A 19,130-nucleotide genomic window follows, 5' to 3' on the forward strand; every position below is an offset into this window, starting at 1 on the left:
AAAAACTCGATGGATTTCCGCCCATCCGCCCGATTTGGTCTTTTGGGCGCGGGGTCATCGGTTATCTGCCCTGCGCCTTAGCGCAAGGTATCGATGTATGCCGCGCTCATGCGGCGATGGCGCGGTATAGCGACCTTTGCGGCCTGAGTTTCGCGAGCCTCCTGAGGTTTTGGGCGGTTGCTGCCAGCAAGAATTCGTCTCGCGCACCGCACGGTCCTCTTAGCCTCAAACGCGCCATCCGCAGAATGCGCTTGAGGTGGGCAAAGAGCATTTCTACCTTCTTGCGACGATGTCGGGACTGCACGTATTCAGGTGTGGTGGCAATAGCTCGGGCAACATCGCGGGCATCCTCGTTGAGATCACGCGGCACCTTGCGCATAGGCATGTTCGGGCAGCAGCGAAGCTTTAATTCGCACGGGTCGCAGTTCTTTTTGCTGGCGCGATAGAGTCGTGTTCCTTCGCTCGTGATCCCTGATCTGGGCGTTGCATAGGTTCGATGGAACTGCTTCAATTCCTTTCCCGCAGGGCAGACGTAGCGATCATTCTCGGCCTCCCAGGTGAAGTCCGAACGCGAGAAGGTCCCGTCCGTCCGGTTCGATTTGTCGAAGACAGGAATGTGCGGCGCGATCTTCTTCTCCTTGACCAGCCAGGCCAGATTGTCGGCAGAACCATAAGCGCTATCGGCTGCCAGATAGTCTGGCTTCAAGCCGAAGCGGTTCTCGGTCCTGTCGAGCATTGTGCGGGATGCTCCGACCTCTGCCTGGCGGATCGCAYGTGTCGCCTCCACGTCCAGAATGACGCCATGATCGGTATCGATCAGATAGTTGGTGGCGTAGGCGAAGAAGGCATGGCCTTTGTGGGCACCCGTCCAYTGCGCTGCTGGATCGGAAGGCGAGATGAACTTCGGCGTCACCGGCGATGCCGCACCGAAAGCGGCATCATCAAGAACTGCAAGGTATTCCTGGACCGAGCGGCTGGCATCGTCTTTGACTTCCCACTCCGCACCAGGCACAGAACGCTGCTTGTTGGCGTCTGCGGCGATCAGGCTTGCATCGACGGCAAACCCTTCCGCGCCCACCAGTCCCTGGGCAAGACAGCGTTCCACCACCGTCTCGAATAGGTGCCGCAGGATGTCGCTTTGCCGGAACCGGCCATGACGGTTCTTCGAGAAGCTGGAGTGATCCGGTACCTTGCCGTCCAGTCCGAGGCGGCAGAACCAACGATAGGCAAGGTTGAGGTGGACTTCCTCGCAAAGTCGCCGTTCCGAGCGGATACCCATCGAATAGCCGATGATCAGCATCCGCATCATCAGCTCAGGGGCAACCGAAGGACGACCTGTGTTGCTGTAGAACGGCTTCAACKGTGCTCGCACGCTGTCGAGGTCGAGATGGCGGTCTATCCCGCGCAGCAGATGGTCAGCAGGGACGTGATCTTTGAGGCAGAAGTCGTAGAAGAGCTGCGCCGGAGCCGCCTGACATCCCATCATTCACCTGATCCCCTGCAAATCACTCAGAGGATTGAATCACGCGTCCCAAGTACCGGCAATACCGAGTTTTTCAACAGTATCGGCNCTGACATCCCATCATTCACCTGATCCCCTGCAAATCACTCAGAGGATTGAATCACGCGTCCCAAGTACCGGCAATACCGAGTTTTTCAACAGTATCGGCCCGAAGCGGCCATTCCGGCAAGGTCCCGAGTCAGGCAATAAATCTGGCACGAGCGAGGAAACAAGCGTAGCTTCGGAAGCTAGAGTTCCCGCCCCTGACCAACGCAAGAGCGAGGCCTTCTCTACACCTTTGGGAGAGGTGGCTATGGAAGCAGTTCGCGCAGAACGGCGGCTGGTGGCAATTCTTGCCGTCGACATTGTCGGTTATTCGCGACTCATCGAAGCCGACGAGGCCCGGACCCTGGCTGCAATCAAGGCATGGCGTTCCGAAATCTTCGATCCCTTTATGGAAGATTATCACGGACGCATCGTGAAACTCATGGGCGATGGTGCGATCGTGGAATTTGGCTCCGTCGTCGACGCCGTGGCTTGCGCAGTCGCGTCACAAAGTAAGGTCGCTGCGTGCCAAGTGGATGTCCCAGTCCAGCGTCGACTTCTCCTCCGCATGGGCATCAATCTCGGAGATGTGGTTGTCGACGAGGATGATTTGCTGGGCGATGGCGTCAACGTCGCGGCTCGCCTTGAGCAGATGTGTGAGCCAGGGGGACTTTTCGTATCTGGCACTGCTTTCGATCACTTGCAGGGCAAGTTCGAATTGCCGCTGGAATTTATCGGCGAGCAGCATGTGAAGAATATCCAGCGGCCCGTCCGTGTCTACCGGGTGAGGTTCGAGGGAAATACTCGGCTGCGACGCTTCAACCTCAAAAGCTTTCGCCGTTGGAGAATCCCGGCTGCTTTGGCCTTCCTGCTCCTGATAAGCGTTCCAGCAGTTTGGCTGGCCCAAACGCGCGAAAGTGCTGACGCGGCGTCCGTTGCGCGGATGGCTTTTCCGCTACCCCAAACGCCCTCCATCGCCGTCCTGCCATTCGACAATCTCAGCTCTGATGCGGGGCAGAGCTATTTTGCCGACGGGATGACCGACGACTTGATCACCGAACTCTCAAAACTGTCTGGCATCTTCGTGATCGCGCGCAACTCGACCTTCACCTACAAGGGCAAGCCCACCAAAGTTCAGCAGGTGGCCGAGGAACTGGGCGTCCATTACATCCTGGAGGGCAGCGTACGTCGAGAGGGAAACCATGTTCGTGTCAATGCCCAGTTGATTGACGCGATCGACGGACATCACCTCTGGGCCGAGCGCTATGATGGGGAAATGAGCGGCGTGTTCGGGCTGCAGGACAGGGTGATCGGACAGATCGTTTCAACTCTTTCAGTGAAGCTGACGAGTGCCGAGCGAAGCGTGGCAGCGGTGCCGGAAACGACGAATCCGCAAGCCTACGATTCGCTGTTGCGGGGTTGGGATCATCTTCGCCGGGACAGCGAGGCCGAAACGGCCACGGCCTCCGACTTCTTCCAGAAGGCGATCGTACTCGATCCAAACTATAGCCGCGCCTATGCGTCACTGGCAGCAGCAAACTGGCGGACGAGCATCTTGTCCTGGGATTTTTACCGTCGGGAGACCGCTTCAAAGAACCTCATCAGAAATCTAGCAAAGGCTATGGAGAAGCCGACGCCGCTTGCCTATGCGATATCGGCGCAGGTGCTTGCGCAGCAGGGTCGCTATGACGAAGCATTCACTGCCATCGACCGGGCGATGAAGCTTGCGCCAAATGATCCTGACAACCATGTCGGCCTGGCGCGGATTCTCAACGCGAAGGGACGCGCAACTGAGGCGGAACAGCAGGCCCGCCTGGCGATGAGGTTCGATCCCCATCCCTCGCGTGCAACGCTGCGCATGCTCGCAGTCTCGTTCTTTTCCCAGGGAAAATATGTCGAAGCCGTCGACACCTTTGAACGCGTGATCGGCAAAAAGTCCGATCTCCGGGCAGATTACGCCACCCTGATAGCAAGCTACGGACATCTCGGGCGCACTGACGGCATTCAGACGCTGATCGACCAGTATAACACGCTGGCCATGTCCTTCTTGGGCGATCCGCTCACCGTCCAGGAAAGTGCTTATGATTGGTATGGTAGCGCATTCAGCTACCATAGGCCTTACATCACGCGCCTGCAGGAGGGACTCCGCAAGGCCGGATTGCCCGAGGGGGCTGGCACAGACCTCGCCCTTGACGACTACGTGAAGTTTATGGCGCTGACCAAGGGCGAACTCAGTGTCGACAGAACCATAAAAATCGATGTCACGGAAGCAAAGGCGCTGCTCGCACGCGGCGTGCCCTTCATCGATGTGCGTGCTTCGCTTAACTATGACAATGGCCATATCCCCAAGGCCATCAACCTATCCCTCGTCACCGGCCTATCAAAGGAAAGCCTTGCCATGGTGGGGGGAAAGGAAGGTGAGGTCGCCTTCTATTGTCAGGGCAAGAGTTGCACCTATGCCGCTTATGCTTCGGCCAAGGCGATCGCCTGGGGTTACACGCACATCTACTATTTTGCCGGCGGTTTTTTGGAGTGGGACGACGAGGGCTATCCACTTGTAATCGAGGTCAAGAGATAGATTGAGCAAGAGCCACATGAAACCATGTGGCCACCAAACGCAATCCGGATCATTGTGACCACCTTTGGCGCAATCCAGTCGTTCAATGTCTTGCAGAGATGACCTTCACACGTGTTGTGACCCGAACGGTTAGCTGCGCTACTTTCGCAAACAGTCTGTATGTCTTGAATGTGCCGAGCCAGGCACGCAAAGTGCTTCCCGGCCTCTCACTCCACCAGCCCCGCCTTGCGCAACCCTTCCACTCGACGCTCAAAATCATCCGGGTTGCGGAAGGGCAGGACGCGGCGGCGGCGGGGGATGGAGAAATTGGGGTTGAGTTCCAGCGCGCGGTTCCAGGCCTGGCGGCTTTGGTCCAGATGGCCGAGATGGCCGTGGCAGGAGGCGAGCAGGGCAAAGGCGGTTTCCGAATGCGGGTTTCGCATCAGTCGGGCCTCGATCGCCAGGATCGCCGTTTCGTAAGCGCCGAGCGAAAAGTGGGCGTCGGCGAGGAACTGTAAAAGCACTTCGGGATAGAGCGGGTCGAGCCGCATGGAGATGTCGAGTTCGTCGAGCGCTGCCTTCGGTTCGCCGGAGAAGATCAGCGCATGGGCGAGCGCCATGTGGAGCTGCACCGAGTTGGGCGCCAGCGCCAGCCCCAGATGCGCCTCGTCCCGCGCCCGGTCCAGCTCTCTCATCCACATGCAGGCGACGCTGAGCGCGCAGTGGCAGTCGGGCTGGTCGTCCGCCATCGCGACTGCCCGTTCGGCAAGCGCACGGCCGGTGCTCAGCGACTGCTCGGGATCGGCGCTCCAGTCGTTGATATAGTCGAGCACATGGGTGAAGGCGATGAGCGCATGGGCGGCGGCATAGTCGGGGTCGATGGCAACAGCGGCTTCGGCGAGGCTGCGTGCGGCAGCATTGGCGAGCAGCGTGTGCGCAGACGCCTGCTCGCGGCCGCGCAAGAGCAGCTCGTAGGCCTTGACGTCGACCGGGCGGCCGCCGGCAAGCGAGCTTTTGTCGCCGCCGGTCAACTGGACTTTCAGCGCAGTGACGATCTCCCGCGTCAGTTCGTCCTGCACCGCGAAGATATCGGTGAGATCGCGGTCGAAGCGATTGGCCCAGACGTGGCCGCCATCGTTGGCGTCGATCAATTGCGCGGTGACGCGCACGCGGTTGCCGGCCTTGCGCACGCTGCCTTCGAGCACGTAGCGCACGCCGAGCGCCTTGGCGACCTCAGGCACGGACACCGCCGCGTTCTTGTAGACGAAGGACGAGTTGCGGGCGATGACATGCAGCTCCGACAGCCGGGAAAGGTCGGTGATGATGTCCTCGCTGATACCGTCGGAGAAATATTCCTGCTCGGCATCGCCGCTCATGTTGTCGAAGGCGAGCACGGCGATCGAAGGCTTTTCCGGCAGGCGGTACGGGCTCGGCGGCTGCGCCTTTGCCGGCGTCGGGGCAGGGGCGGGGCCATTGGCCGCGCGGGCAACGCCGATCTCCAGCGCGTAGATCCGGATCGGCTCGACGATGTTCTTCAGCTGCGTGGCACCAAGGTCGGTTGCCGTAAGGTCCAGCCGCGCCTTGACCTGACGGTAGGCATCCTCGGAAAGGCAGATCGCGCCGGGGCGGGCGATGCCTTCCAGCCGCGAGGCGATGTTGACGCCGTCGCCCATCAGGTCGCCGTCGCTTTCCTCGACGACATCGCCGAGGTGGATGCCAATGCGGAACTCGATGCGCCGGTCCTCGGGCACGCCGGCGTTGCGCTCCAGCATGGCGCTCTGCACCTCGATGGCGCAGCGCACGGCATCGACGACGCTGCGGAACTCGATGAGGCTGCCATCGCCGGTGCGCTTGACGATGCGGCCGTTGTAGACGGCGATGGTGGGGTCGATCAGGTCGCTGCGCAGCGTGCGCAGCCGCGCCAGGATACGCTCCTCGTCGGCGCCGGCGAGCCGGCTGTACCCGACCACGTCGGCGACAAGGATGGCCGCAATTTTTCGCGTATCGCTCATGGCAGCTCCGACCTGATACCAACCTGCACCGATATTGACCTCCTGCGCCGGAGCGATTTTGTTCTCCGGCAAGAAGACAACCGGAGCCGGACCCAAGCGGTCCGGTAAGGATTGTCGACGCCATCAGCGGGCCAAAAGTGTCCGGCCCTTCGGGTGGGCCGCCTGTCGACCACCGGCCGCGTCGCAATCCTTAACCGATGCCAAGGCATCGCTCCGAGGTCTGCTCCTCGCCGGATGACCGCACACGGTCCCACGCAATCGGTCATATCAGCACAGACTGATATGACGCAGATTACCACAGCGGCAAGGCGGCCGCCTCTCGTCTCTCTACCTCATCTTTAGAAGTTGCCTATCGCACCAAAAGTGGCACACTTCCCGCCTTGTATGGCTGAAGCCAGCATATTCAAATGATGGGGTCTATCGTGACACTTGCAATCAACGACATCGCACCGGATTTCCAGGCGGAAACCACGGAAGGCAAGATCCAGTTTCACGACTGGATCGGCGATTCCTGGGCCGTGCTGTTCTCGCATCCGAAGGATTTCACGCCAGTCTGCACCACCGAGCTTGGCTACATGGCCAAGATCAAGCCGGAATTCGACCGGCGCGGGGTAAAGATCATCGGGCTCTCCGTCGATCCGCTCGACCGCCACGCCGGCTGGGTCAGCGACATCGCGGAAACGCAGGGAGCCACGCCGAACTTTCCGATGATCGCCGACGTCGACTACAACGTGTCGAAGCTCTACGGCATGCTGCCGGCGCCGGTATCGGGCGACCCGACGCAGCGCACCGCCGCCGATAACCAGACTGTGCGCAACGTCTTCGTCGTCGGGCCGGACAAGAAGGTCAAGCTGATCCTGATCTATCCGATGACCACCGGTCGCAACTTCGACGAGGTGCTGCGGGTGATCGATTCGCTGCAGCTGACGGCCAAGCACAAGGTGGCAACGCCGGTGAACTGGAAGAACGGCGAAGACGTGATCATCGCCGGCTCGGTCAGCGACGAGGAAGCCAAGCAGAAGTATCCGGAAGGCTGGCGCGCACCAAAACCCTATATCCGGATCGTGCCGCAGCCGAAGTAATCGCGGGAGGCGGCCTGCCGCGCCCGCGCCACTGCATGACGCCCTGGGCCGGAGCCGGTCTCGGCAAGGATCATGCAGCCGCTTCTTGAAGTACGAGACATCCCGCGGATGAGATTTGTCCCGCGGGATGCAGCGGGCTTGCACTAAAGCGCGTCGCGATCTCTAGGATTCGCTTGCTGCGCTTTACGCTCTTGTTTTTGCGCATGTCGTCATCGCAAAACCGCTGAGCACTTTTGCGCGACATGCTCTAGGGAGAAACCGATGATCTTCCGCCAACTCTTCGACAGTACGTCCGGCACCTATACCTACCTCATTGCCTCCAGGCAGGGGGGAGAGGCGCTGATCATCGACCCGGTTCTGGAAAAGGTCGACCGCTATCTGCAGCTGGTGCGCGAGCTTGACCTGAAACTGGTCAAGGCGGTCGACACGCATCTGCATGCCGACCACATCACCGGGCTCGGGGCGCTGCGCGATCGCACCCATTGCATCACCGTCATGGGCGAGCAAACGGCGGCCGATGTGGTTTCGATGCGGGTGGCCGAGGGCGACCGTGTTTCGATCGAGGGCCTCAGCCTCGACGTGCTCTACACGCCTGGCCATACGGACGACAGCTATTCGTTCCTGACGGGTGGGCGGGTGTTTACCGGCGACACGCTGCTCATCCGCGGCACGGGGCGCACGGATTTCCAGAACGGCGACCCGCGCCAGCAATATGATTCGATCTTCAACAAGCTCTTGAAGCTGCCCGACGACACGCTGGTCTATCCGGCCCACGACTATAAGGGCGACACGGTCTCGACCATCGGCGAGGAAAAGCGCTTCAATCCGCGCCTCAAGGTGCAATCGGTCGACGAATATGTCGACCTGATGAACAATCTCAACCTGCCGAACCCGAAGATGATGGATGTGGCAGTGCCGGCCAATATCCATGTCGGCCTGCATCAGGACGAGATCGCCGCCAAGGGCTGGGCGGTTTCGGCGGTGGAAGCCCTGGCGCTCAGGGGCCGTTCGGATGTCGCAATCGTCGATCTGCGCGAGAAGGCGGAGCGGGAAAAGCACGGCGCCATTCCCGGTGCGCTGCACGCACCCTATCCGGAACTGCGGGAAAACATCGGCGCTGGCGGCATGCTGCATGAACTGGCGCTTGCGACGGGCAAGCGCATCGTTTTTTATTGCGCCTTCGGCGAACGCTCGGCGATGGCGGTCCAGGCGGCGCAAGCCGCCGGACTGATCAGCGCCTGCCATATCGAGGGCGGCATCGATGCCTGGAAAAAGGCAAACGGGCCGCTGGTGCGCTAAGGCGCCGCGCGTCGAACATGACGCGCGAACGACGCTGTAACGCTTTAAAGTTACTGCATGATTTCTCCTTGGATCGGATCCGATCCAAGGGCTGATCCCTAGCCAGCTCGGAATGGCGGCCGGTCCGGGAATAGGTGAGATGTTCCCTGTTTGCTTGAGGGCGCTACGCCTTGCCCATGAACTGGGAGAGGGCGGCGAAGTCGTCATGCAGATGGCCCGATGCAATCGCCCGGCTGAAGATCGCGTCATAACCGTCGACTACGGTCCGATCGATGCTGCGCGCTTCCATCAGGTCCTTGAGATGCTGGAACGCGCCGTAATGCGGCGAGATCGACGACAGCGTTTCCGCGTCGCTGGCAAACCGTCCGGCACCGGTCCGCTTGATCAGGTCGGCGACCAGCCCTTCGACGACGGGCGCGGTCGCCTTCCATTGGCGTCCCAGTTCGCCAACGTCGATGTCTTCGGCTCGGCAGACGGCGATCGCGTGCAGCCCGCCGAAGAGCGCCCCCCACATCAGCGCGAGGAGGGCGCTATCGAGCGCGTTGGCGCGCCCCGGTTCGGTGCCGATGTGCTGGACATTGCCGCCGAGCGCGCGAAACACAGTCTCGTTGGCGGTGAAGGGTTCAAGCGCGCCCGATAGCAGGATCGTGCCCGCATCGGTGCCGATGAAGTCGGGCGTCGCCAGGATGGCGCCATCGATGTATTGGGCGCCATGGGTCGCGGCCCACCCGCTGGTTTCGCGCGCGCCCTCAGGCGTCCCCGAGGTCAACTCAACGATCAGCTTGCCTGCCAGGCCGGGCGCAACGTCGTTTGCGCGCAGCAACGCTGCGGTGGCGGCATAGTCGCTGACATTGACGATGACGATCTCGGACGCGTCAATCGCCTGGCGGACGGTCGGCGCTAAGGTGGCGCCGAGTGCCGTGAGCGGCTCGGCTTTCTCCCTTGTCCTGTTCCAGACCGTGGTGCGATACCCGGCCTGGAGCAGGGCGCGCGCCAGCGCCGATCCCATGCGTCCCGTTCCCAAAACACTCATTGATGGCTTCATTGCAAAACTCCATATCCGTTGGCGCGACGCTTTTTTTGCCGTCGCTGGCCAGAGGTATGGTGGCGCCGGACGTGCGCAATACGCACCGGCCGGTAAGCGCTTACCGTGGGGTAAGTGCTTACTCCCCGGATAGTAAGGAGGATATCGTGAACCCGACCATGGAAAATTGCGGCTTTGCCACCGCACTCAAGGCGATCGAGGGCAAGTGGAAGGTCGATATCCTCTGCGAGCTTGGAAAGGCGGCGCGCCGGTTTGGCCGCCTACGCCAGTCCATCCCGGCGATCAGCGAAAAGATGCTGGCCCAGCAGCTGCGCGAGCTGGAGGCGGATGGACTGGTCGATCGTACGGTTTATTCGTCGCTGCCGGCAAAGGTTGTCTACTCCCTGACGGAGCGCGGCGCGGCGCTCAACGTTGCGGCCGCCGCCTTGTGTCGTTGGGGGGAAGAGGGCGGTCGGCATGGCAAGGGTTCAGTGGCCGTCGTCGACGATGCTGTGGTTGCCTGAGGCGGTTGGGGTGACCGGTGCGAACATTGGGCAGGGACAAGCTGAGCATGCCCCGCCGCTTCCGATGATTTTTTCGTGCCTGTTACCCTGGGAACACCTCCTGGCAGATCGCTCGGCTAATATCCAACACATGCAAGGCAAAGACCTTTGCCAAGAGCAATGCGAACCAACTGATCGCCTCCCAGTCAGCTGGTTCACGTGATCCCAACGAGCCTCCCCGTTGGTGATCCGCATCTGCCAAAGACCCGTCGCGTGCTGACCGCGGCGGGTCTTTTCTCGTTTGGCCGTGGCGTCGCGACAGATCACGCCTGAACGGCGCTGCGACGCTTGAAAGCTGCCGTGGATTGCTCCCTGAGCCAGATGCCAAACGAAGGAGCATGCCGTCGATGATGTCGCGGTGGCGGCAATGGGCCGCATGCCAACGCCTTGCTGCGGTTGCACTCTTGCTTGACACCCATTCTCATGCTGCCACGATCCGGCCGCCGGTTTCTGCCCCCGGTGCTGTCGACCACGGTTCCCAAGGAGAGTGTCATGAAGACGTGCCTGCGTGCTGCTGCCGCAATCGCTGCATTTGCTCTGGCCGGCGAGGCCGTTGCCGGCATTCCGCTGGTCAATGCTTCCTGCCCTGGCAATATCGAGGTGCACGCCGATGAGGGCGGGCCGATCTATATCAACGGCAAGGAAGGCAAGCTGAAGAAATTCAACGACAACTACTTCGAAGCCAAGGGCGGCGGGGTGACGATTTCGCTCAGCGTCAACCCGGACGGTTCGCCCGCCGTCTCCTATACTGGTAAGGGCGGAGCCAACGGCATCTGCACGATCAAGTAGGCGCATCTGCCGGCAGGCAGCGCCGCTCGCCGAGGAATGCATCGCGGGCGCGGACGCCACGCCCGGCCGACAAACCAACCCAGCCGCGTGCCCGGTCAAGGCTGCCATCGGCCGGGCGGGATGCGCGCAAGTTAGGCCATCGAAAATGGTGTACGGAGCCCTTACGTATTTCCGTAGTCGATCTTGCTCCTTGCTAAGAACACAATGTGCCTGTAAAGGGTCTGCCATCGATCTTGCTTGCTGAGCTTTGTTTTCTCGCCGACCGGCGTTCAAGCTGACCTTTCCTATCAAAATCGATCTTACTGCCTTGTCCGGCCCAAAGTCGGGAGGCGAACTTTTGATTGAAAGGAATTTCTTATGAATACTGGAACCGTAAAGTTCTTCAACACCACCAAGGGTTTTGGCTTCATCGCTCCGGACGACGGCGCAACCGACGTTTTCGTGCACGCTTCTGCTGTTGAACGCGCTGGCATGAGCTCGCTCGTTGAAGGCCAGAAGGTCCGTTTCGACATCGTTCGCGATGCACGTTCGGGCAAGAGCGCTGCCGACAACCTGTCGGCTGCGTAATCACCGATATTTCGTCTCTGGTCCTTGACCACGGATGTACTGGCACTGGCCATTGAGACGATATTGAGAAGGTCGGGATTTCCCGGCCTTTTTCTTTGGGCGCTTTTCAGCCCGCAAGACTGCGACGCGTGGCGATTGCCGTCGTCACAGACGACCGCGCCCTCGGGCTCGCCCGTCTGCCTGCGCCCTTGCCGTCGTGGCGCGTGTTCAAACAAATCCCGTTGCCACCGTTCACAAGAGGCGATGCCGCTCCAGCGTTTCGCGGCCGCGCCGCGATTTGACGGCGCTCTCGTTCGCACCCTTCTGCTCGTCGTCCGACAGGGTTTTTGGCTTGCGGAGAGACGGTTTTCGCGTCGGCGGCTTGGTGATGGGCACCATGGCCGGCGCGCCTTTCCACTGGAGCAGCTGTCTCAGTTTTCCGTAATAGGTCATGGCGGTTCCTCGGTTGGAGCATTTCCAGGAAAAGTGCGAAGCGGTTTTCCGTCCGGAAATGCGTAAAAACAAACAGATAGAGCGTTTCCGAAGCGATCTAGTGGCGGGGCATGCCCCACTCGATCGGCTCCAGGTTTTCCTCTTTGCTGACGCGGTCCTGGCCAAGTTCGTCGTTGCGAATTCTGTACTGGGGCTGGCTGTCGCGAACGGGCATGATGGCGGTGATGCGGTAGGTTTCCGCGGCAATCGGCGAGATATGGCTGCGATCCCTGAGACGGACCGATAATCCAACGGCGAAGCGATGTGCGGGCATTGGTTCTTGACCTCTTCAGGGTTGGGGTGCCGGGACGAAGGCATGCTTGGCGCGGTCGATAGCGATGATGCGATCGAGCTCATCCGGCGCGATTGCGACCATGCGCATGCGATGGTCATTGTCCGCGGTTGCCGGCACCTTGATGAAGGTGGCGACGCGATGATAGGCGAGCCACGAAATGCCTTCGATCAGTTCCTCGTCATCATCCACCTCATAGTCTCCAGCCGCGAGCACTCCTTCGACATCCGGCAATTGGAAGGGTTCACTGAAGTGGACGGTGCGGTGCTTGGTTCGGCTGAACATGACGTCTCCTTCTAAAGCGGGCCGCGATCTCCGAGGGGCGCTTATTGCGTTTCAAGCTCTTGTTTTTGCGCATGCCGTGATCGCAAAACCGCTACGCACTTTTGCGCAATGTGCTCTATCGCCGGCATTTGCGCGGCGTTGCGACTACAGCGCCGCGCGTCTTATTAGACGTGCAAAGGTCGCTGTAGCCCTTTGAGTGGCTGCATGTTTTCATCCTTAAATCGAATAGGATTTAAGGAAACAGGCAGTAGGACGATCTGTTTCGACTGCGTCAGAGCCGCAGGTTGCGGGCGGCGATGCGCCCCTTTTCGTCTTTCCAGATCTCGAAGCGGAAAGTCTGCCCGGGAAAGATCGATTTGATGCCTGACCTATAGAGCGCCCGCGCATCGACGTAGACTGCGCGACCACCGTCTTCCGGCTGAACGAAGCCGTAGCCGCGATTGAAGTCGAAACGCATGATCGTTCCTGTGATCATGTCAGCACATGGGCGTTCGAGGGATGTCGAGCGTGCGCGGCGCGCACACTTCAACGCTCGATATGGGGAAAGATGGCGGGTCGAGAGCCTCTGACGCCGCGAAAAGCCATAATGGCCAATGTCGATAAGATACTGTGAGCTTTAATTGCGTCTAACGCAAGGTCGCCACGAATTCGACCAGATGAGTTGCAATCGCGTTCCTGTTCGCGTCATGCGTCAATTGTCCGGGGGATCGTTCTTGTTCGTTGCTCATCTGCCGGCGGGCTACCTGCTCAGCCGTTTCATCGCGCGTGGTAGACCGACTCAATCCGGCGCGATCATTGCCACAGGGAATGTCTGTTCGGTGCTGCCGGATTGTGATCTCGCCTATTTCTATCTGGTCGACGGCCGGCGAACGGCGCACCATGACTATTGGACGCACACGCCGCTGTTCTGGCTGGCTGCCGCAGCAGCTCTGGCGCTGGCGTTGACGCTGAGTGGCAGGCGCAATCAGCTCATTCTCGTCAGCGTCGGGCTCGCGAACGTGCTGTTGCATCTGCTCCTGGACTCGGTCGCCGCCGATATTCGCTGGTTCCATCCGTTATCGGATCTTCGCGTGAACCTCGTGCACGTCCAGGCGCTCTACAAACCCTGGTATCTCAACTTCCTCTTCCACTGGACCTTCATGGCCGAGCTGCTGATCGTGGTTTCGGCCGCCGTCGCCGCCACGCTCGACTGGCGGCGATGGCGCGGCCGGGTGGCTGCACTGCCTGCGGTCAAATAACGGTTGGACCATAGCTCGCCAGCTCTGGGGACAACTGCCGGCTGATAGAGAAAATCACAGCCATTTCAACGTCCGGTGTAACCGGGCGTTGACGGATGTCGATCCTGTAGGCATCCTGCCGGCCAAAGAAGACAGGGCGGCGGAAAACGGCGCCGGGGCCGGTAAGCGGCCCGGATACAGGAACAGTTGCATTCGATGGGGTGCGGGTACGCCCGCTCCCGGGGTGCGGGTACGCCCGCTGCCTGTGCCGCTTTCAATACGCATTCGCAAGTCATTCAAGTCGATCGGTCAATGCTGTTCGGAGGGGACTGTGAAGAGACGTCTAGAGTTCTGCATGTCTGCTTGCCTGGTGCTTCTGCTCGGCTCCGCTGCCCCCGTGATGGCGGCGGATCTGGTGATCGCCATGCCCAACTGGCCGTCCGGCCAGGCGACGGCCAATATCCTCAAGGTCAGCATTGCCAAGAAATTCGGCCTTGATGCCGAGGTCAAGGAGCTCGGCACGCTCAACGCCTTCGTCGGCTTCGAGACCGGCGATGTCGATATCCAGCCGGAAGTCTGGCAGCCCAATTTCGGGGACATCGTCAAGAAATATGTGACAGACAAGGGTGTGGCAACGCTCAGCGCACGCAGCGTGCCCGCCTGGCAGGGGCTCTGTGCCACGCCGGAGGCGGCAGCGACGATCAAGACGATCGCCGACCTTAGCGACCCCGAGAAGACCAAGATCCTCGACACCGACGGCGACGGCAAGGGCGAGCTCTGGATCGGCGCGCCGACCTGGCTTTCGACCGGTATCGAGCGCACCCGGGCCAACAGCTATGGCTATGGCGCCAACCTGACGCTGTTCGAGGCGGAAGAAGAGGTGGCAATGGCAGGGGTTGACGCGGCGATCGCGACGGCGCGGCCGATGGTGTTTTACTGCTATGCTCCGCACCACGTCTTCGAGCTGCACAAGATTGCGCGCATCGAGGAGCCGCCGCACGATCCGGCCAAGTGGAAGATCGTCGGTGCGGATGACCCCTTGTGGATCAGCAAGTCGACGGCTGCGACCTCCTGGGACGCGGCGCATTTCCAGATCGCCTACGCCACCGGCTTCGGCAAGAAACATCCTGACATCGCCAAGTTCCTGGATCAGGTCGATTTCTCGCCGGAAGAAGTGACGAAGATGAGCTACGCGCTGGAGGTCGAGCGGCAGGCGCCGGCCGACTACGCGAAGAAATGGGTGGACGACAACACGGCACGCATCGACGGGTGGGCGAAACCATGACGACAACACCGGATCGAAACGCAGCCGATGCAGGACGCGCCAGGTTCATGACCCGGGCGCGCAAGCTCGGGCTGGTGATGCTGGCCGCAGGCGTTTGTCTCGGCCCCCTGGTGGCGCTGGCGCAGACCCAGATCTATGACGCCAGGACCAAGAAATGGGTCAACTACGACAAGAAGAAAGCGCGGCAATATTTTGCCCGCAACAATCAGCTGCCCGAGGCCTTTCGCCGGCAGGTGGTGCCGTTCCGCACGGCGGAAAAGCCGGGCACGATCATCATCGACGGCAACCAGCATTTTCTCTATCTGGTCCAGCCCGGCGGGCAGGCGATCCGCTACGGCATCGGTGTCGGCCGCGAGGGCTTCGGCTGGGCCGGCATCGTGCGCGTCGGGCGCACGGCGGAGTGGCCGACCTGGACGCCGCCGGCCGAAATGGTGGCGCGCGATCCGAACGCTGCGAAATGGGCGGCAGGCATGCCCGGCGGCCCGGACAACCCGCTCGGCGCCCGCGCGCTCTATCTCTATGAGGGCGACCAGGACACGATCTACCGCATCCACGGGACGGTGGAGCCCTGGACCATCGGGCTCGACGTGTCGTCCGGCTGCATCCGCATGAACAATGATGACGTCACCGACCTGCACTCACGCGTGGAGGTCGGGGCGAAGGTGATCGTGCTGATGCAGGGCGCGGCACTCTACAAGGGTGTTTGACGAGACAAACCGGCGGCAGCGAACCTGACGGCGTGTCGGGCAGGTGCGTCTCGCAGGCGTGATGAAACCGGACTGTTTAGGAAATTGCGTTGCGACAGGTGTCTGATCTCAGCCTGCCTTTGAGACAAGGGTAGGCCGGGCAGCAAGCCACAGGATCTGGAAGGGGAGGACTTTTTGTGATCGAGGGGACGATGCGTTCAAGGAACTTGTTTGTCGCGGCAGGCGTTGGCCTTGCCATTCTCGGCGGCTGCCAGTCGGCGCCCCCGAAGCCGGAGGAAATGGCGCGCACGAGCTTGCAGACGGCGCCGGCCGATCTGCAGCTGATCTGCGCCAATGCGGCGGCCGGCACCGCCAAGGTCGATAGCAGCAAGGTTCTGCCCACAAGCTCGCGCCAGCTGGACGCGACATCCTACAGCGTCGATCTCGACGCCGGCGGACGAAAGTTCAACTGCATCGTCGACACCAGCGGCAGCGTGAAGTCGGTCCAGCCGGCCGCCTGACGCACGGCGCGTGAGGACGGATCAATGCTTCCGGCCTTATGTTGCCTCCTATCGACGACCCGAAACCGCCCGCGCGGTTTCGGGTCGCGATCGTTCGGCGCAACGCGCCGGCGGCCCGCAATATAGGGCGCAATGGTTCTTGGTCGCGCCTCGAATTTCCGCATGACTTCTCCTGGAGGTGGCGCCAGCTCAAGGCGGTGCAGCGCGCGCAACCATCAATCCGCTTGATGTGACAAAGGGGGCGATGCCCCAACGCGCCGCCACGTCGCATTTCCGTTAGCGATTGACCGTATGCGGCAGTGGAGAACGCCCTTTCCATGCGAAAACATGCGCTTGCGGATGGAGGCCATGCGACATGACGACGATACCGACGCTGATCGGCTTTCTGGCGATCGTGACCTGGTCGTTCCTTGCGCTTCTTTCCACCGCTGCCGGGCCGATCCCGCCGTTTCAGCTGGCCGCGATGACGTTTCTGCTTGGCGGGCTTGTCGGAGCCTCGAGCTGGGTCTTTCGTCCGGCCGCAATCAAGTCGCTGCGCCAGCCATGGCAGGTCTGGGCGCTCGGCACTGCCGGGCTCTGCATCTACCACTGCGCCTATTTCTTCGCGATCCAGTCGGCGCCGCCGGTCGAGGTGAGCCTGATCGCCTATCTGTGGCCGTTGCTGATCGTGGTGTTTGCGGCATTCCTGCCGGGCGAGAGGCTGCAGTTGCACCACATTCTCGGCGTGATCCTCGGTCTCGCCGGCGCCATTCTGGTGATTACCAAGGGCGGCAGCGTCGGGCTGGCCGAGGGCGTGAAGCCTGGCCATCTGATCGCCCTGTTCTGCGCCTTCGTCTGGTCCGGCTATTCCGTACTGTCGCGCCGGTTCGGCCAGGTGCCAACCGATGTGGTGGCGGGTTATTGCCTGATCACCGCAGTCGTTGCGCTTGCGCTGCATCTGACACTGGAAACCACCGTCTGGCCGGAAACGTCGGTGCAATGGGCCGCGATCGCCATTCTGGGCGCTATACCGCTCGGAGCGGGTTTCTACGCCTGGGACTATGGCTGCAAGCACGGCGACATCATGATCCTCGGCGCTCTTTCTTATGCCGCGCCGCTGCTCTCGGTCATCGTCCTGCTGCTGGCAGGGTTTGGCATGTTCCATTGGTCGATCGCGGTCGCCTGCGTCATGATCACGGTCGGGGCGATGCTTGCCGCCAAGGATATGCTTTTCAAGCCACGGCGGACGGCACGTCAGGCAAAACCGAAATTCGAGCGCGGACGCTAACCCGGTGAGCTTTCAGCAAGACTGAGGGTCGGCCTGCGGCGATCATTGCCTGTACGGTGCGGCGGCCATCGGGCCCACCTGAGCTTTAGCCTATCGGGAGACGTTCGTGGCCGGACTGGTCGGCGCGGCCATGTAACGCAACCAGCCAGCCTGGGGACGGTTGCGAGCCATGACTGTTACCTCCGCGATACTCTTTCTGGTTGAGGTTTCCGTGGAATTTGACTGGTTATCCGTTTGTGCGTTGCAGTATTTGTCTGTTGCGTTGCAAGATTGTGTTTCTGAATTGACGTTGATCAATAAAGTATATTTTCCTGAAAAGCTTTCCATTGGAACAAAATTATGCTCTCATAGGTTTAGTGGGAAGGAGGATGTACCATGCCAAACATTCTGGAGCACTTTGCACTTTTCGATGCGCTGATCATCGGCGCGATCTGCACGCTTCTGATCCTGAGTTACTTTAGTCGCGAAGCCTGAGATAAGGTTTTGGCTTGAACTGTTCGCGTCGTTAGAGCGGGTCGCCGGCCTTTGCTTTCTGGTGCTGATCCGCCCGTGCCCCTACAGCGCCGCGCGTTTTATTTAGACGCGCAAACGTCGCTGTCGCACTTTGAATGGCCGCAAGTTTTTATCCTTAAATCGAATAGGATTTAAGGAAACAGGCAGTAGCCGCGCAAAGCGGCAGTTGCTGCGGGCGGTACAGTCCTCCTGAACGCGTGGTCCTTTCATTTTTCGATCGATGGTGCTGACCGACGCGCGGAGTGTCCGTCTGCGTGCGCAGGAGGGAAGCAGCCCGCTTCGAGGCGTTGCGTGGTCAGCCGTGGCCGTCACATGCAGCCAGCGGGTCGGCTGGTTGTCGTAGCCGCCGCCGTCCGCTTCTTCGATGTGGATGTTCGACCATCCGGCCCATTCGAAACAGGTCCGGAGCCAGGCTGCCGAGGGATAGTTGAAGTAACGGCCGAAGCGGTCGTGGCCTTCCCGTTCGCCCGCCTTGAAACTCGCCTGCAGCAGGCCGCCCGGCCGCAAGGCCCTGTGCACCCGCACCAGCACGTCAGGCAATTCGGTGCGCGGCACGTGCAACAGCGAGGCTTCCGCCCAGATGGCGTCGAACCTCTGGCTCCACTCGATGTCCTGAAAGGTGACGATCTCGACCTTGCGGCCGATCCGCCGCTCTGCCGCGCGCGCCAGTTCCGCAGATCCGTCGCAGGGCGTGACTTCGAGCCCTGCCTCGATCAGATGCAGGCTGTCGTGGCCGCCACCGCAGCCGAGATCGAGCACAGCGGCACCGGGCGAAAGCCGGGCGATGAAGGCGGCGAGACGATCCGTCGGCGGTTGACGGTCGCGTGCCGCATAAGTCTCGGCGTTGTCGCGGTAGAAGGCCATGGTATCGTCGCGTGTGCTCGTCACTTGGTATTCCTCTTACTGCATGTTTCCTTAAATCCTATTCGATTTAAGGATAAAAACATGTGGCAATTCAAAGTGCTACAGCGACCTTTGCGCATCTAATAAGACGCGCGGCGCTGTAGGCTGCCTCGACCTGTCGATCAGCGAAGACTCCGTCGATCCTTCCCGTGTTAACATGATGGAACTGTGGGAATCCGAAGCCGCCCTCAGGGCTTGGAGAAAAATAGCGAAGCCGCCCAAAACCGATGTGAAATTCGATGCAGGGAATG

Annotated in this window: 18 protein-coding genes and 1 pseudogene; 11 read left to right on the forward strand and 8 right to left on the reverse strand. The window is 60.9% G+C overall.

What is annotated here, in order from left to right:
• Positions 1-106: 106 nt before the first annotated feature.
• Positions 107-1,486 carry an IS1182 family transposase gene (locus ASD03_RS14515; protein ID WP_057214237.1) on the reverse strand — a complete coding sequence of 460 codons (1,380 nt, stop codon included), beginning with the start codon at positions 1,484-1,486 and terminating at the stop codon, positions 107-109.
• A gap of 328 nt (positions 1,487-1,814) precedes the next feature.
• Here ASD03_RS14515 and ASD03_RS14520 point away from each other — a divergent pair, with 328 nt between their 5' ends.
• Positions 1,815-4,124, forward strand: coding sequence for a rhodanese-like domain-containing protein (locus ASD03_RS14520; RefSeq protein ID WP_025427580.1), 2,310 nt, complete (start codon positions 1,815-1,817; stop codon positions 4,122-4,124).
• Positions 4,125-4,330: 206 nt separating this feature from the next.
• Here the strand turns inward: ASD03_RS14520 and ASD03_RS14525 are convergent, their stop codons facing one another.
• Positions 4,331-6,115, reverse strand: a complete 1,785-nt coding sequence (locus ASD03_RS14525; RefSeq protein WP_057206253.1) for an adenylate/guanylate cyclase domain-containing protein — start codon at positions 6,113-6,115, stop codon at positions 4,331-4,333.
• Between the two features lie 422 nt (positions 6,116-6,537).
• On the opposite strand from ASD03_RS14525, the gene ASD03_RS14530 reads away from it, so the two are divergent.
• Together ASD03_RS14530 and ASD03_RS14535 are read left to right on the forward strand one after the other, a co-directional pair.
• A complete protein-coding gene (locus tag ASD03_RS14530; RefSeq protein ID WP_025427578.1) occupies positions 6,538-7,197 on the forward strand; it encodes a peroxiredoxin in 660 nt (219 codons plus the stop codon).
• Between the two features lie 261 nt (positions 7,198-7,458).
• Positions 7,459-8,496 carry an MBL fold metallo-hydrolase gene (locus tag ASD03_RS14535; protein ID WP_025427577.1) on the forward strand — a complete coding sequence of 346 codons (1,038 nt, stop codon included), beginning with the start codon at positions 7,459-7,461 and terminating at the stop codon, positions 8,494-8,496.
• A gap of 163 nt (positions 8,497-8,659) precedes the next feature.
• On the opposite strand, the gene ASD03_RS14540 is transcribed toward ASD03_RS14535, so the two are convergent.
• Positions 8,660-9,541, reverse strand: coding sequence for an NAD(P)-binding domain-containing protein (locus ASD03_RS14540; RefSeq protein WP_057206190.1), 882 nt, complete (start codon positions 9,539-9,541; stop codon positions 8,660-8,662).
• A gap of 146 nt (positions 9,542-9,687) precedes the next feature.
• Here ASD03_RS14540 and ASD03_RS14545 point away from each other — a divergent pair, with 146 nt between their 5' ends.
• The 3 genes from ASD03_RS14545 (at position 9,688) to ASD03_RS14555 (ending at position 11,439) form a co-directional block, all read left to right on the forward strand.
• The gene (locus ASD03_RS14545; protein WP_081788870.1) at positions 9,688-10,044 is read left to right on the forward strand and encodes a helix-turn-helix domain-containing protein; all 357 of its coding nucleotides are present in this window, start codon (positions 9,688-9,690) and stop codon (positions 10,042-10,044) included.
• Between the two features lie 531 nt (positions 10,045-10,575).
• The gene (locus ASD03_RS14550) at positions 10,576-10,872 is read left to right on the forward strand and encodes a hypothetical protein (RefSeq protein WP_025427574.1); all 297 of its coding nucleotides are present in this window, start codon (positions 10,576-10,578) and stop codon (positions 10,870-10,872) included.
• 357 nt (positions 10,873-11,229) lie between these two features.
• Entirely contained in the window at positions 11,230-11,439 is a 210-nt protein-coding gene (locus ASD03_RS14555; RefSeq protein ID WP_025427573.1) for a cold-shock protein, read from the forward strand.
• Positions 11,440-11,670: 231 nt separating this feature from the next.
• On the opposite strand, the gene ASD03_RS14560 is transcribed toward ASD03_RS14555, so the two are convergent.
• From ASD03_RS14560 to ASD03_RS14575, 4 genes are all read right to left on the reverse strand, one after another.
• The gene (locus tag ASD03_RS14560) at positions 11,671-11,871 is read right to left on the reverse strand and encodes a hypothetical protein (protein WP_025427572.1); all 201 of its coding nucleotides are present in this window, start codon (positions 11,869-11,871) and stop codon (positions 11,671-11,673) included.
• A gap of 97 nt (positions 11,872-11,968) precedes the next feature.
• Positions 11,969-12,184, reverse strand: coding sequence for a hypothetical protein (locus tag ASD03_RS14565; RefSeq protein ID WP_025427571.1), 216 nt, complete (start codon positions 12,182-12,184; stop codon positions 11,969-11,971).
• A gap of 15 nt (positions 12,185-12,199) precedes the next feature.
• The gene (locus ASD03_RS14570) at positions 12,200-12,487 is read right to left on the reverse strand and encodes a hypothetical protein (protein WP_025427570.1); all 288 of its coding nucleotides are present in this window, start codon (positions 12,485-12,487) and stop codon (positions 12,200-12,202) included.
• A gap of 271 nt (positions 12,488-12,758) precedes the next feature.
• Entirely contained in the window at positions 12,759-12,944 is a 186-nt protein-coding gene (locus tag ASD03_RS14575) for a cold shock domain-containing protein (RefSeq protein WP_057247483.1), read from the reverse strand.
• Positions 12,945-13,200: 256 nt separating this feature from the next.
• Here ASD03_RS14575 and ASD03_RS14580 point away from each other — a divergent pair, with 256 nt between their 5' ends.
• The 5 genes from ASD03_RS14580 to ASD03_RS14605 all read left to right on the forward strand — a co-directional run bounded on the left by ASD03_RS14580 (position 13,201) and on the right by ASD03_RS14605 (position 17,463).
• On the forward strand, positions 13,201-13,725 hold the full coding sequence (locus ASD03_RS14580; protein ID WP_063991796.1) for a metal-dependent hydrolase: 525 nt from the start codon (positions 13,201-13,203) through the stop codon (positions 13,723-13,725).
• 310 nt (positions 13,726-14,035) lie between these two features.
• Positions 14,036-14,989: a glycine betaine ABC transporter substrate-binding protein gene (locus ASD03_RS14585; protein WP_025427567.1), complete on the forward strand. Its 954-nt coding sequence runs from the start codon at positions 14,036-14,038 to the stop codon at positions 14,987-14,989.
• 77 nt (positions 14,990-15,066) lie between these two features.
• The gene (locus ASD03_RS14590; RefSeq protein WP_225906323.1) at positions 15,067-15,696 is read left to right on the forward strand and encodes a L,D-transpeptidase; all 630 of its coding nucleotides are present in this window, start codon (positions 15,067-15,069) and stop codon (positions 15,694-15,696) included.
• Positions 15,697-15,887: 191 nt separating this feature from the next.
• Positions 15,888-16,196, forward strand: coding sequence for a hypothetical protein (locus ASD03_RS14595; RefSeq protein WP_051509209.1), 309 nt, complete (start codon positions 15,888-15,890; stop codon positions 16,194-16,196).
• Between the two features lie 355 nt (positions 16,197-16,551).
• Positions 16,552-17,463 (forward strand): EamA family transporter, encoded by a 912-nt coding sequence (locus tag ASD03_RS14605; protein ID WP_025427564.1) that lies wholly within the window; start codon positions 16,552-16,554, stop codon positions 17,461-17,463.
• An 816-nt stretch (positions 17,464-18,279) separates the two neighbouring features.
• Here ASD03_RS14605 and ASD03_RS14610 read toward each other — a convergent pair.
• A pseudogene (locus tag ASD03_RS14610) lies at positions 18,280-18,840 on the reverse strand (class I SAM-dependent methyltransferase); the annotation flags it as partial.
• Positions 18,841-19,130: the final 290 nt, after the last annotated feature.

The organism is Ensifer sp. Root127, assembly GCF_001425225.1.
GTDB lineage: Bacteria > Pseudomonadota > Alphaproteobacteria > Rhizobiales > Rhizobiaceae > Ensifer > Ensifer canadensis.